General features: G+C 63.4%; 10 protein-coding genes and 1 pseudogene. 4 read left to right on the forward strand and 7 right to left on the reverse strand.

The features are described 5' to 3' along the window. Window positions 1-122 precede the first annotated feature (122 nt). From ACVWYI_RS35385 to ACVWYI_RS35395, 3 genes are all read left to right on the forward strand, one after another. Window positions 123-1304 carry an HlyD family secretion protein gene (locus ACVWYI_RS35385; protein ID WP_456664357.1) on the forward strand — a complete coding sequence of 394 codons (1182 nt, stop codon included), beginning with the start codon at window positions 123-125 and terminating at the stop codon, window positions 1302-1304. Between the two features lie 115 nt (window positions 1305-1419). Next, the gene (locus ACVWYI_RS35390; protein ID WP_247339751.1) at window positions 1420-3036 is read left to right on the forward strand and encodes an MDR family MFS transporter; all 1617 of its coding nucleotides are present in this window, start codon (window positions 1420-1422) and stop codon (window positions 3034-3036) included. Between the two features lie 29 nt (window positions 3037-3065). Continuing rightward, window positions 3066-3527, forward strand: a complete 462-nt coding sequence (locus tag ACVWYI_RS35395) for a carboxymuconolactone decarboxylase family protein (RefSeq protein WP_247339750.1) — start codon at window positions 3066-3068, stop codon at window positions 3525-3527. A 118-nt stretch (window positions 3528-3645) separates the two neighbouring features. Here ACVWYI_RS35395 and ACVWYI_RS35400 read toward each other — a convergent pair whose 3' ends face one another. The 6 genes and pseudogenes from ACVWYI_RS35400 to ACVWYI_RS35425 all read right to left on the reverse strand — a co-directional run bounded on the left by ACVWYI_RS35400 (window position 3646) and on the right by ACVWYI_RS35425 (window position 9315). Next, window positions 3646-4506 carry a D-amino-acid transaminase gene (locus tag ACVWYI_RS35400; protein WP_247339747.1) on the reverse strand — a complete coding sequence of 287 codons (861 nt, stop codon included), beginning with the start codon at window positions 4504-4506 and terminating at the stop codon, window positions 3646-3648. An 86-nt stretch (window positions 4507-4592) separates the two neighbouring features. Beyond that, complete coding sequence (locus tag ACVWYI_RS35405) at window positions 4593-5324, reverse strand: amino acid ABC transporter ATP-binding protein (RefSeq protein WP_247339745.1); 732 nt, start codon at window positions 5322-5324, stop codon at window positions 4593-4595. A gap of 12 nt (window positions 5325-5336) precedes the next feature. Next, the gene (locus ACVWYI_RS35410; protein WP_247339744.1) at window positions 5337-6029 is read right to left on the reverse strand and encodes an amino acid ABC transporter permease; all 693 of its coding nucleotides are present in this window, start codon (window positions 6027-6029) and stop codon (window positions 5337-5339) included. A gap of 4 nt (window positions 6030-6033) precedes the next feature. Further along, window positions 6034-6765 carry an amino acid ABC transporter permease gene (locus ACVWYI_RS35415; RefSeq protein ID WP_247339743.1) on the reverse strand — a complete coding sequence of 244 codons (732 nt, stop codon included), beginning with the start codon at window positions 6763-6765 and terminating at the stop codon, window positions 6034-6036. 129 nt (window positions 6766-6894) lie between these two features. After that, entirely contained in the window at window positions 6895-7806 is a 912-nt protein-coding gene (locus ACVWYI_RS35420; protein ID WP_247339742.1) for an amino acid ABC transporter substrate-binding protein, read from the reverse strand. Window positions 7807-7904: 98 nt separating this feature from the next. Then, window positions 7905-9315, reverse strand: a pseudogene (locus ACVWYI_RS35425) (M20 family metallopeptidase). A 241-nt stretch (window positions 9316-9556) separates the two neighbouring features. Between ACVWYI_RS35425 and ACVWYI_RS35430 the strand changes: the two are divergent. Then, the gene (locus tag ACVWYI_RS35430; protein ID WP_247339740.1) at window positions 9557-10936 is read left to right on the forward strand and encodes an LLM class flavin-dependent oxidoreductase; all 1380 of its coding nucleotides are present in this window, start codon (window positions 9557-9559) and stop codon (window positions 10934-10936) included. Window positions 10937-11052: 116 nt separating this feature from the next. Here the strand turns inward: ACVWYI_RS35430 and ACVWYI_RS35435 are convergent, their stop codons facing one another. Continuing rightward, complete coding sequence (locus ACVWYI_RS35435; RefSeq protein ID WP_247339739.1) at window positions 11053-12714, reverse strand: thiamine pyrophosphate-binding protein; 1662 nt, start codon at window positions 12712-12714, stop codon at window positions 11053-11055. Window positions 12715-12922 lie beyond the last annotated feature (208 nt).

Here is a 12922-nt window from a genome sequence, read left to right on the forward strand (position 1 = left end):
CACCCCACACCCAAGCGATGGCCCCAACTATCCACTCAAAATGGATAATCCTTCCGGCATTTTGCGGATTATCGCGCGAGTCAGGAAGACCGATACTCTCAGTCAGCCGATAGGAGATCGCGATGTCCGAGATGCCCCGCACCGAAAACTTCCAGCAAGCGACTGAAATCACTCATGATAACCCCAAGGTTCCGCTTCCGGTGCCTGCGCGGAATATCGTCCGGCGCGCGGCATTGGTGCTCGCCCTTCTCGCGGGCATGGCAGCGATTGTCCATTACGGACACGATTACTGGACCACCGGGCGCTACCTCGAGACAACCGACGATGCCTATGTGAAGGCCGACTCCACGATCGTCGCGCCAAAAGTCTCGGGCTACATCGCCAAGGTGCTGGTCAGCGATAACGAAGAGGTCAAAGCGGGCCAGGTGCTGGCAAAGATCGACGGCCGCGACTTCAAGGCGGCGCTCGACCAGGCCCGCGCCGATGTGGCTGCGGCGGAAGCGTCTGTGCGTAACCTCGATGCCCAACTCGAACTTCAGCAGCCTATCATCGAGCAGAGCACGGCCGATGTGACTGCCGCGGACGCGAATCTGAAATTCGCGCAGGAGGAGCGCGCCCGCTACGACGATTTGATGAAGTCGGGCTCCGGGACGATCCAGCGCGCCCAGCAGACTGACGCTGCGTTGCGCGCCAGCAACGCGCAACTGCAGCACGCGAAGTCGGGCCTCGTGGCCGCACAGCGCAAGGTCGACGTACTCACCACCCAGCGCGCGCAAGCCACAGCCCAGCTCGAACACGCGCGCGCGGTCGCCGAGCAGGCGGCGCTGAATCTCTCCTACACCGAGATTGCCGCGCCGGTCGACGGCACGGTCGGCGCCCGCTCACTGCGCGTGGGACAGTTCGTGCAGGCCGGCACGCAATTGATGGCGGTGGTGCCGCTCGATGCGGTCTATGTGGTCGCCAATTTCAAGGAGACCCAGCTCACCCATGTTCGCGCCGGCCAGCCGGTCGAACTGCATGTCGACAGTTTCCGCAACCAGACCCTGCGCGGCCATGTCGACAGCCTGTCGCCGGCGAGCGGCCTCGAATTCGCACTGCTGCCGCCCGACAACGCCACCGGGAATTTCACCAAGATCGTGCAGCGCGTGCCGGTGAAGATCGTGCTCGACGACCACCGCCTGACCGGGCTGCTGCGCCCCGGTATGTCGGCGGAGCCGACAGTCGACACCAAGGCGACCGTGCTGGCCGAACGCGAGACGGCCAAGCGCCTCGCCGACAATGCGACGCGACCCAACGGCGGCTAAAGGCCAACTCCGGCAGCATTATCAAGTCCTGCCGGACGATCCTTCCAACGCTTCCTCGATTATCGAAAACACTCGCCTGATGCATCCTGTCTCCATATCCGAGACGAGGCCTTCCATGAGCACACTCCAACCCGCGCTGAACGCCGCTTCCGCCGCCGGCATTCCCGCTCGAGCCGCACCCGCCACGCCGGCGGTTTCCACCAAGACCTGGATCGCCGTGATCGGCGCGACGCTCGGCGCCTTCATGGCGGTGCTGAACATCCAGATCGTCAATGCCTCGCTCGCCGACATCCAGGGCGCGATCGGCGCCGGCATCGACGACGGCGGCTGGATCTCGACCTCCTATCTGATCGCGGAGATCGTGGTGATCCCGCTGTCCGGCTGGCTCGCGCAGGTGTTTTCGATCCGCATCTATCTCCTCACCAACGCGGTCCTGTTCCTGATCCTGTCGGCCGCCTGTGCGCTGGCGCAGGACCTGCCGCAGATGATCGTGCTACGGGCGGTACAAGGTTTCACCGGCGGCGTGCTGATCCCGATGGCGTTCACGCTGATCATCACGTTGCTGCCGCGCGGAAAACAGCCGGTCGGGCTTGCGCTGTTTGCGCTGTCGGCGACGTTCGCGCCCGCGATCGGCCCAACCATCGGCGGTTATCTCACCGAGAATTTTGGCTGGCAGTACATCTTCTACGTCAATGTCGTCCCCGGCGCGATCATGGTCGGCATGCTCTGGTACGCGCTGGACGCAAAGCTGATGAAGCTGTCGTTGCTGGGCGAGGGCGACTGGGCCGGCATCATCACCATGGCGATCGGACTGTCCGCGCTGCAAACCGTCCTGGAGGAAGGCAACAAGGACGACTGGTTCGGCTCGCCCTTCATCGTCAAGCTCTCCGTCATCGCGGCCGTCGCGCTGACCGCCTTCCTGATCATCGAGCTCACGGTGAAGAAGCCGCTCCTGAACCTGCGTCTGCTCGTTCGCCGCAATTTCGGTTTCGGCATGCTCGCGAACTTCCTACTGGGAATCGCGCTCTACGGCTCGGTGTTCATCCTGCCGCAATATCTGGCCCGCATCCAGGGCTACAATGCCGAGCAGATCGGCATGGTACTGGCATGGACCGGCCTGCCGCAGCTCCTGCTGATCCCGCTGGTGCCACGCCTTATGCAGAAGCTCGATGCGCGGCTCATCATCGGCGTCGGCTTCGTCCTGTTTGCGGCCTCCAACTTCATGAATATTTACATGACCGGCAACTATGCCGCCGATCAATTGCTCTGGCCCAATGTGGTTCGTGCGATCGGGCAGGCGCTGGTGATGGCGCCGCTGTCTGCGGTGGCGACGTCAGGCATCGAACCGGAGAACGCGGGCTCGGCCTCCGGCTTGTTCAACATGATGCGCAATCTCGGTGGCGCCGTCGGCATCGCGCTGCTGCAGACCCTGCTGACCAAGCGCGAGCAGTATCACTCCAACGTGCTGATGCAGTCGGTCTCGCTGTTCGAGCAGGCGACGCGGACGCGGATGGAACAGCTCACGCAATACTTCGTCAATCACGGCATCCTCGACCGTGCGGACGCGTCGCATCGCGCCTATGTCGCGATCGGCCATATCGTGCAGAAGCAGGCCTATATCCTCGCCTTCAGCGACACCTTCTATCTGCTCGGCGTGGCACTGATCGTCGCGTTGATCGCTACCCTCTTCCTGAAGAAGGCCGGCCATGCCTCGGCCGGTGGCGCCCACTGACACCAACCCAGCAAGCAAGGAGAACGACCATGAAACCCCGCATGAATTTCTACCAGGCCGCACCCGACACGATGAAGGCGCTGATGGCGCTGGAAGAGCAGATCCAGTCGACGGGACTGGAGAAATCGCTGATCGAGCTCGTCAAGATCCGCGCGTCGCAGATCAACGGATGTGCCTTCTGCATCAACATGCACACCGAGGACGCCCGCAAGCGCGGCGAGACCGAGCAGCGCATCTATCTGCTCAACGCCTGGCCCGAATCCCCGCTCTATACTGACCGCGAGCGCGCCGCGCTGGCATGGACCGAGTCGGTGACGCTGATCTCCGAGACGCACGCGCCTGATGACGTCTACGAGCAGGTCCGCGCACAATTCTCCGATGCGGAGACGGTCAACCTGACGATGCTGATCGGGGCCATCAATGCCTGGAACAGGTTGGCGATCGCGTTCCGGGCGATTCACCCGGTGAAAGTGAAGGCGTCGGTGGCGTGAGCTGCGGCGCGCTAATACAAGGGTGGGCAAAGCGAAGCGTGCCCACCGTCTTTCAGCGAACGCGAGAGAACAGGTGGGCACGGCGCAAGCGCGCCTTTGCCCACCTACGGCAGCTTCGTCAGACCGCCGTCGCCTTGGCGAACTCCACATAAATCTCGCGCAGCCTTGTTGCCATCGGGCCGGGCTTGCCGTCGCCGATCTTCTTGCCGTCGATCGCAACCACCGGCTGGACAAACAGCGACGCCGAGGTGGCAAAGGCCTCCTTGGCGGCGAGCGCTTCGGCGACCGTGAAGGAACGCTCCTCGACCCGGAGCTGGCGCTCTTCGGCAAGAGCCACCACCGCCTTGCGGGTGCAACCCGGCAGGATCGCGTTGGAATTCTTGCGGGTCACGATGACGTCGTCCTGCGTCAGGATGAACGCCGAGGACGAGCCGCCCTCGGTGACGTAGCCGTCCTCCAGCATCCAGGCCTCGCCCGCACCGGCTTCGGCCGCGGCCTGTTTCGCAAGCACCTGCGCCAGCAGCGCGACGCTCTTGATGTCGCGCCGCTCCCAGCGGATGTCCGGCACGGTGATGACGTTGATGCCGGTCTTGGCCGATGCCGCGTTGATGATGTCCTTCTCCGAGGTGAACATCACCAGGCTCGACTTGACGTCGCCCTTGGGGAAGGCGAAGTCGCGGCCCTTGTCGGCCCCACGCGTGACCTGGAGATAGACGAGGCCGTTCTCGACCCTGTTGCGCGCGATCAGCTCCTTCTGGATCTCGGTGATGCGCTCGACCGTCTCGGGGAGCTTTAGCTTAATTTCGCCGACCGAGCGCTCCAGCCGCGTCAGATGCGAGGCGTTGTCGATCAGCTTGCCGTCAAGCACCGCCGAGACCTCGTAGATGCCGTCGGCGAACAGGAAACCGCGATCGAGGACCGAGATTTTAGCGTCCGAGAGCGGGACGAATGAGCCGTTGACGTAGGCGATCGAGTCCAAGGCAGGTCTCCTGGCGGGAATAAACGGAACTTCCGCTGCTATACGAAATTCGCAGGCACCGATAAACCCTATTTGGCGTCAGACGACTAATGCGACAAAATCTTCGACAAGAACTTCTGCGCGCGGTCGCTGCGGGGCTTGCCGAAGAAATCCTCCTTCGGGGCGTCCTCGACGATCTCGCCGCGATCCATGAAGATCACGCGGTTGGCGACCTTGCGGGCAAAGCCCATCTCGTGGGTGACGACCATCATGGTCATGCCCTCATGGGCGAGGTCCACCATGACGTCGAGCACCTCGCTCACCATTTCGGGGTCGAGCGCCGAGGTCGGCTCGTCGAACAGCATGACAATGGGATCCATCGCGAGCGCGCGGGCGATCGCCACGCGCTGCTGCTGGCCGCCGGACAGTTGCGCGGGAAACTTCTGCGCCTGTTCCTTCAGACCGACGCGCTCCAGCAGCTGCATGCCTTTCGCCACCGCCTTGTCGCGCGACCGGTCGAGCACTTTCTGCTGTGCGAGGCAGAGATTGTCGATGATCTTCAGATGCGGAAACAGCTCGAAGTGCTGGAACACCATGCCGACCCGCGAGCGCAGCTTCGGCAAATTGGTCTTGGGATCGTTGACCTTGGTTCCATCGACGCTGATGTCGCCTTTCTGGAACGGCTCCAGCGCGTTGACGCATTTGATCAGCGTCGACTTGCCCGAGCCCGAGGGACCGCAGACCACCACGACCTCGCCCTTGGTGACGCTGGTGGTGCAGTCGGTCAGCACCTGGAAGGTCGGGCTATACCATTTGTCGACGTGGCTGATTTCGATCATGACCGATACGCTCTAACGGATGATGGCGATGCGCGCCTGGAGGCGGCGGACGCCGTAGGATGCGACACAGGAGATGGTGAAGTAGACGATTGCGGCGAACAGATACATTTCGACCAAACGACCGTCGCGCTGCGCGACCTTGCTCGCAGCTCCCAGAAAGTCGGTAATCGACAGCACGTAGACCAGCGAGGTGTCCTGGAACAGCACGATGGTCTGCGTGATCAGAACCGGCAGCATGTTGCGGAACGCCTGCGGCAGCACGATGTAGCGCATGGTCTGGGCGTAGGTCAGCCCCAGCGCGTTGGCCGCGGCAGGCTGGCCGCGCGAGATCGACTGGATGCCGGCACGCATGATCTCGGAGAAGTACGCGGCCTCGAACATGATGAAGGTGATGAGCGAGGACGCGAACGCGCCGACGCTGATGGGGCGCGACGAGCCGGTCAGCCACTGCCCGATATAGGGCACCAGGAAGTAGAACCAGAAGATCACCAGCACCAGCGGCAGCGAACGCATGAAGTCGACATAGACGCCGGCGACGTATCCGAGCGTCTTGTAGCCGGACAACCGCATCAGCGCGATCGCCGTGCCGAAGACCAGGCCGCCGAGTGCCGCGAGCCCCGTCAGCATCAGCGTGAACGTCATGCCTTCGTAGAACAGATAGGGCAGTGCGCGGCGGATGACGTCGAAATCGAGATTGCTGAACATGGCGCTATTTCCCCGTGATGTAGCCGGGGATCGCGACCCAGCGCTCGAGGAAGCGCATCGCAGTCACGACGACGACGTTGACGAGGAGATAAAGCAGGGTCGCGGCGGTAAAGGCCTCGAACACCTGGAACGAGAATTCCTGCATCGAGCGCGCCTGTCCGGTGAGCTCGAGCAGGCCGATGGTGATGGCCACGGCCGTGTTCTTGATGGTGTTGAGGAATTCGGAGGTCAGCGGCGGCAGGATAATGCGGAACGCCATCGGCAGCAGCACGTAGCGGTAGCCCTGCACAGTGGTCAGGCCCAGCGCAGTCGCGGCCATCCTCTGCCCGCGCGGTAATGAGCCGACGCCGGCCTGCAATTGCACGGCGACGCGCGCCGACATGAAGAAGCCGATGCCGATCGCCGCCGTCCAGAACGGTGCGTTCGGCATTTGCTTCAGCCAAGTGCCGGCCGATTTCGGCAGCAATTCCGGCAGCACGAAGAACCACAGAAACAGCTGCACCAGCAGCGGCATGTTACGGAAGAATTCGACCCAGCAAAAGCCGATCCAGGACGCGGTCTTTGACGGCAAAGTGCGCAGCACGCCGACGATCGTGCCGAAAATCAGCGCGATGATCCAGGCGAGCACGCCCGTCTTCAGGGTCAGCACCAGCCCCGACAGCAGCATGTCAAGATAGGTGCCGGTCCCCATCGGGTTGGGCTCGAAGAAAATTCCCCAGTTCCAGTGGTAGTTCACGTGTCCCCCGCGCGAACGCGCCAATCACAGATGTCCCGGGCGCCTATGCAAATGTCCGGCCACCCTGGTGTCAAGAGTGGCCGGACATCATTTTGATCCCGAAGTCCTGATTCCAGGACGGATCGGAGCTTACTTATAGTCGTCCGGATTCGGCGAGTCGCTCGGCTTGGCGAACTCGTGCTTCAGCTCGGGCGAGATCGGGGTGTTGAGGTTGAGACCCTTCGGCGGGATCTTGGCCGTGAACCATTTGTCGTAGATTTTCTGGCCCTCGCCGGAGGTGTAGACCGCAGCGGTCGCCGCATCGACCACCTTCTTGAACGGCGCGTCGTCCTTGCGCAGCATGATGGCGTAGGGCTCAGGCTTGGAGAACGCATCCTTGGAGATAACGTAGTCGTCCGGCGACTTCGAGCCGGCAACGAGGCTCGCGAGCAGGATGTCGTCCATCACGAAGGCGACCGCGCGGTCGGTCTCGACCATCAGGAAGGATTCGGCGTGATCCTTGGCCGGAATGATGTTGGCGCCGAGGCTTTTCGCCACATTGGCTTCGGTGAGCTGCTTGATGTTGGTGGTGCCGGCAGTCGAGACTACCGTCTTGCCCTTGAGGTCGTCGATCGACTTCAGGCCGCTTGATTTTTTGAAGACGTAGCGGCTGGCGGTCAGGAAGTGGGTATTGGTGAAGGCGACCTGCTTCTGGCGTTCGACATTGTTGGTGGTCGAGCCGCATTCGAGGTCGATGGTGCCGTTGGCCATCAGCGGGATGCGGGTCGCCGAGGTCACCGGGTTGAGCTTCACCTCGAGCTTGTCGAGCTTGAGCTCTTTCTTCACGGCGTCGACGATCTTGTAGCAGATGTCCATCGCGAATCCGATGGGCTTCTGGTTGTCGTCGAGATAGGAGAACGGAATCGAGGAGTCGCGGAAGCCCAACGTGATGGCGCCGGTGTCCTTGATGTTCTTCAGCGTACCGGTCAGCTCCTCGGCCCCAGCCTGGCTGACGGCGAAGGTCGCGGCGAGCGCGAGGCCGATGCTACGGAAGTGTTTCACTTTTTGGTCCCCTTTCAGGATGATGCCGGCGGGATGCAAGCACAAAACAAGCCGGAATAGAATGTGACTTTCGACTGGATGGCGGCTCAGGTTAACGCTCAGGTTAGCGGGCGTGTTAGCGGACGTGTTAGCGGTCCTGGCAATTCCCCGAGATCCCAGAACAGGCCGGCCATCACCGTCAAGGCCTCTTCGGTCAATGGCAGCAGGATGTGCTCATTGGGCGCATGCTGGGAGCAGCCGGGATAGGAGTGCGGCACCCAGATCGTCGGCAGGCCCAGGATTTCGGAAAACACGTCGTTGGGCAGCGAGCCGCCGAAGTTCGGCAGCACCGCCGGCACCTTGCCGGTGGTCTCCTGCACCGAATCCGCCGCCCACTTGATCCAGGGGCTGTCGAAATCGGTGCGCGAGGCGGCAAAGCTCTGCGCCGCCCGCACCTCGACCATCGGAAAACCCTTCTGGACCAGATGTGCGCGGACGGCGTCGATCAGGCCGTCGATTTTGGTGCCGACCACGAAACGCAGTTGCAGCACGGCATTGGCGTGGCCGGGAATGGCGTTGGCTGGCTTCTCGATATTGCCGGACGACATCGCCAGCACTTCAAGCGTGTTCCAGGCATAGAGCCGCTCGGCCGCCGACAGCCCTTCTTCGCCCCAGCTCTCAGCGAGCGCCGGCTCGTCCTCGGTCGGCACCACCTGCACGTCGGCAAGATAGCTGCGGATCTGGTTGGTGAGCCGGGGCGGCTTCAGCGCTTCGAGCTGAAGGCGGCCGTGGCCGTCGACCAGCGTCGAGATCGCGTTGACCAACACGGTCGCAGGGTTGGCAAGCACGCCGCCCCAATTACCGGAATGATGTCCGCCGTCACGAAGGTTCACATCGAGATGAATGCGTATGCCGCCGCGGCAGCCGAGGAACAGTGTGGGGCGGTCGGCGGACAGGCGTGGCCCGTCCGAGGCCATGAACAGATCGGCCCTGAGCGCATCGCGATTGAGATCGCAGACCTTGCCGAGATCGGGCGAGCCGGTCTCCTCGCCCATCTCGACGATGAACTTGGCGTTGAAGCCGAGCTTGCCGCCGCGGGCGTCGCGCACCGCGCGGAGTGCCGCCATGTTGATGCTGTGCTGGCCCTTGTTGTCGGCGGTGCCGCGGCCATAGAGGCGCGTACCCGCAACCGTCGTGCGCCAGGGATCGCGGCCGTCGCGCCACTCGCCCTCCATGGCCGTCGACGACGTCGCCATGACCGTAGATCAGCACGGTCGGCGCCGTCTCGCTCTCGTGGTGCTCGGCGAACAGAAACGGCGCCTTGCCGTTGGGAGATTCGACCATGCGGCTTTCGAAGTCGAGCGCGGCGAAAGCGGGCACCATCTCCTGTTCCAGATAGGCGCGCAGCTCGACGCTCCGGTTCGGATTCTGGCTCTCGGTCCGGTAGGCGACGCGGCGGTCGAGTTCGGTGAGGAACGCGCCGAATTTGAAATCGTCACGGGCGCGGGCGATGGCATCGGCTCTGGTCATTATTTTCTTTTTTAGGTTGCGAGACGAAAGAGCATACCCGAGACGGGTGGGCCTCCGAAAGTGGCGGGGACTTCGATAGTCTTGGGATTTCGTTCTTGCTCTCTTGAGATTGGCTTGCCAAGCGCAGCAGCACCGCTGATTTTGGCCTTGCCAAGGTCGAGTTATATGCAAGAACTTCGCCAAGTTCGGGCGCAGCTCTATCATTCGAAGAGCGCCCGGTACAGGGCGCCGGGGGACCATCATGGCCAAGCAGATCAGGCTCAACGCTTTTGCGATGAATTGCGTCGCGCACCAGTCACCGGGCCTGTGGACCCATCCGCGCGACCGCACGGCCGAATATAACCGCCTGCCCTACTGGATCGATCTCGCCAAAACGCTGGAGCGCGGCCGCTTCGATGGCCTGTTCCTGGCTGACGTGCTCGGGGTCTACGACGTCTATGGCAACAGCCCTGACGCAGCCTTGCGCAATGCAGCGCAGACGCCGTCGAACGAACCGCTGCTGCTGCTGTCGGCGATGGCGGCGGTGACGCAGAATCTCGGCTTCGGCGTCACCAGCAATCTTTCCTTCGAGCCGCCCTATCCGTTCGCGCGGCGGATGTCGACGCTGGATCATCTCACCGAGGGACGGATCGGCTGGAACGTCGTCACCGGTTATCTCGACAGCGCCGCGCGCGGGGCCGGCAAGGACAAGCAGACCGGGCATGACGACCGCTACGAGATCGCAGACGAATATATGGAGGTCGTCTACAAGCTCTGGGAAGGGAGCTGGGAGGACGACGCCGTGCTGCGCGACCGCAAGCGCGGCATCTTCACCGATCCCACAAAAATCCATCGCGTCAACCACGAGGGCGCGAACTACCGCATCAACAACACCATTCACCTCAGCGAGCCGTCGCCGCAGCGGACGCCCGTGCTGTATCAGGCCGGCACCTCGCCGCGCGGACGGCAGTTCGCGGCGAAGCATGCCGAATGCGTGTTCATGTCCGGGCCGTCGGCCAAGGTGATCGCGCCGCGCGTGTCGGCGATCCGTCAGGAGGCCGCCGCGTTCGGCCGCAATCCGGCGGAGATCCTGATGTTCTCGATGATGACGATCATCCTCGGCAACACGGAAGCCGAGGCGGCGGCCAAATATGCCGACTACCGGTCGCATATCAGCCCGGAAGGCGCGTTGGCCCTCATGTCGGGATGGACCGGCATCGACTTCTCCGGCTACGAACTCGATCAGCAGGTGCGTCATGTCCAGAACGATGCCGGCCGCAGCGCACTCGATAACGTCACCCGCGCCGATCCCGACCGCGTCTGGACCGTGCGCGACGTCATCGAGCATGTCGGCGTCGGCGGGGCCGGTCCTGTCGTGGTCGGCACGCCGGAGATGGTCGCAGACAAGATCGAGGCGTGGTTCGAGGCGACCGATGTCGACGGCCTCAATGTCGCCTTCGCGATCTCGCCCGGTGATTTCGAGGATATCGCCGACATGCTGGTGCCGGAGCTGACGCGGCGTGGAAGATACAAGAAAGAGTATGCGCAGGGCACGCTGCGGGAGAAGCTGTTTGGCGAGGGGCGCGCGCGGCTAGGTGCGCCGCATCCGGCGGCGGGGTTCAGGGTGGGGAAGACGGGGTAGGCCCGCTGCCGCCTCCTCGTCATTGCGAGCGAAGCGAAGCAATCCAGGATCCCTCCGCGGAAACAATCTGGATTGCTTCGTCGCTTCGCTCCTCGCAATGACAGCGGTTGATGTGCCTACACCTTCCCGTCCACCATCACCTCGATCAGCTTCGTCCCCGGACGGTTGAACGCTGACGCCAGCGTCGCCTTCAGCTCCCGCGGATCGCTGACCTTGATCGCCTCGCATCCCAGCGCCTTCGCGATCCCGGCGAAGTCCACTGGCGGATCGACAAAATCCATGCCGACGTAATTGTCGTCGCCATGGAATGCGAGCAAGCGCTGCTTGATGATGCGGTAGCCGCCATTGTTGGCGATGACGACATTGAGCGGCAGCTTGTGATGCGCCGCGGTCCACAGCGATTGGATCGAATACATCGCGCTGCCGTCGCCGGAGAAACAGACGACGGGCCGATCCGGATTGGCAATGCTGGCGCCGACCGAGGCCGGTAGGCCCCAGCCAATGCCGCCGGAGGCGAGACCGTGATAGCCGAAGCGGTCGCGGTGCGCACGCAACGCCGTGATCTGGCGGCTGGAGGTAAGGCCTTCGTCGACCAGGATGGCGTTTTCGGGCATGGCCTCCACCATTTGCAACACCAGCCAGTCCGGATCGATGGGGCTACGGTCCGCGGCCTTGCCGATCTGCTCCACCAGCGCGCCGCGCCGCGCGGTCCAGTTCTGCGGTGCGAGTTCGGCGAGACGTTGTTTCGCGCGGCTCGCCAGGGCAACGCCGCCCATCTCCTTCAGCACCGGAATCAGCGCGCGCAACGTCTCCTTCAGATCCGCCTTCAGCGCGATCTCGGCGCCGTAGTTCTTGGCAATCTCCCAATCGGCGAGGCCGACCTGCACGACCCCGAGACCATCCGGTAGCGCATCGACCTCGCTATAGACCGACATCCGCAGGGGATCGCCGCCGAGCGCGATCAGAAGATCGTAGGGTGCGAGCGTGTCGCGCGCGACCTTCTGCACGCGCGCCAGCGTGCCGACGAAGCTCGGGCTCTCGGAGAGAAAGTGCGAACCGTAGGGCGTCGAGGACTGATAGGCGGCCGCCCCCATCAGCTCGGCGAGCTCGGCGGCCTCATTCAGCGCGTCACTCTTGACCACCTCGTCCATAGTAACGATTACGGGGCGCTCGGCCTTGAGCAGGCGCGCGGCAAAAGCCTTCAGCGCCTCGTCCGACGGCCTTGTGCGGGCGTCGATGCGGGTGGAGCGGCCGAGATCGATGCCGGCCTCGCTGTTGAGGATATCGCCGGGCAGCGAGATGAACACCGGCCCGGTCGGCGGCGTCATCGCAACCTTGGCGGCGCGGCGAACGATGCGCGGCAAATCCTCCAGCCGCGTCACCTCGACGGCCCATTTCACCAGCGGCTCGGCCATGCGCACCAGCGGGCCATACAGCACCGGCTCCATCAAGCCGTGTCCCTGCTCCTGCTGGCCCGCGGTGAGGATCATCGGCGTGCCTGTGAACTGGGCGTTGTAGAGCGAGCCCATCGCGTTGCCGAGGCCGGGTGCGACATGGACGTTGCAGGCGACAAGCTTGCCGGAGGCGCGGCTATATCCATCCGCGATCGCCACCACCAGGCTCTCCTGCATCGCCATCACATAGGTGAGGTCGGGATGGTCCTTCAGCGCATGCATGATCGGCAGCTCGGTGGTGCCGGGATTGCCGAACAGATGCGTGATGCCCTCGTCCTTGAGCAGCGCGAGAAAGGCGGAGCGGCCGGTGATCTTGTTCTTCATGTTTCCTCCAGGCCCGCGGGCGTTGCCGCGAGGAGAGGCGCATGATGGCCGAAATCGCGGGACGCGCGCAAGGAAGTGCGATCATGGCTGCGTTGCGCGGGACGGTCTCATGTCCCGGACGCGGCGCAACGTGCAACGTTGCGACGCAGAGCCGGGACCCAGATTTGCGCCGAGTTCGCTGAGGCATGGGCCCCGGCTCAGCAGCGCT

The organism is Bradyrhizobium sp. LB13.1 (assembly GCF_054056815.1).

Bases quoted from the DNA above. Each gene is read 5' to 3' on its own strand.
- ACVWYI_RS35435 (WP_247339739.1), bottom strand. From the start codon at position 12,714: ATGAAGAACAAGATCACCGGCCGCTCCGCCTTTCTCGCGCTGCTCAAG.
- ACVWYI_RS35405 (WP_247339745.1), bottom strand. From the start codon at position 5,324: ATGATCGAAATCAGCCACGTCGACAAATGGTATAGCCCGACCTTCCAG.
- ACVWYI_RS35390 (WP_247339751.1), top strand. From the start codon at position 1,420: ATGAGCACACTCCAACCCGCGCTGAACGCCGCTTCCGCCGCCGGCATT.
- ACVWYI_RS35430 (WP_247339740.1), top strand. From the start codon at position 9,557: ATGGCCAAGCAGATCAGGCTCAACGCTTTTGCGATGAATTGCGTCGCG.
- ACVWYI_RS35410 (WP_247339744.1), bottom strand. From the start codon at position 6,029: ATGTTCAGCAATCTCGATTTCGACGTCATCCGCCGCGCACTGCCCTAT.
- ACVWYI_RS35385 (WP_456664357.1), top strand. From the start codon at position 123: ATGTCCGAGATGCCCCGCACCGAAAACTTCCAGCAAGCGACTGAAATC.
- ACVWYI_RS35395 (WP_247339750.1), top strand. From the start codon at position 3,066: ATGAAACCCCGCATGAATTTCTACCAGGCCGCACCCGACACGATGAAG.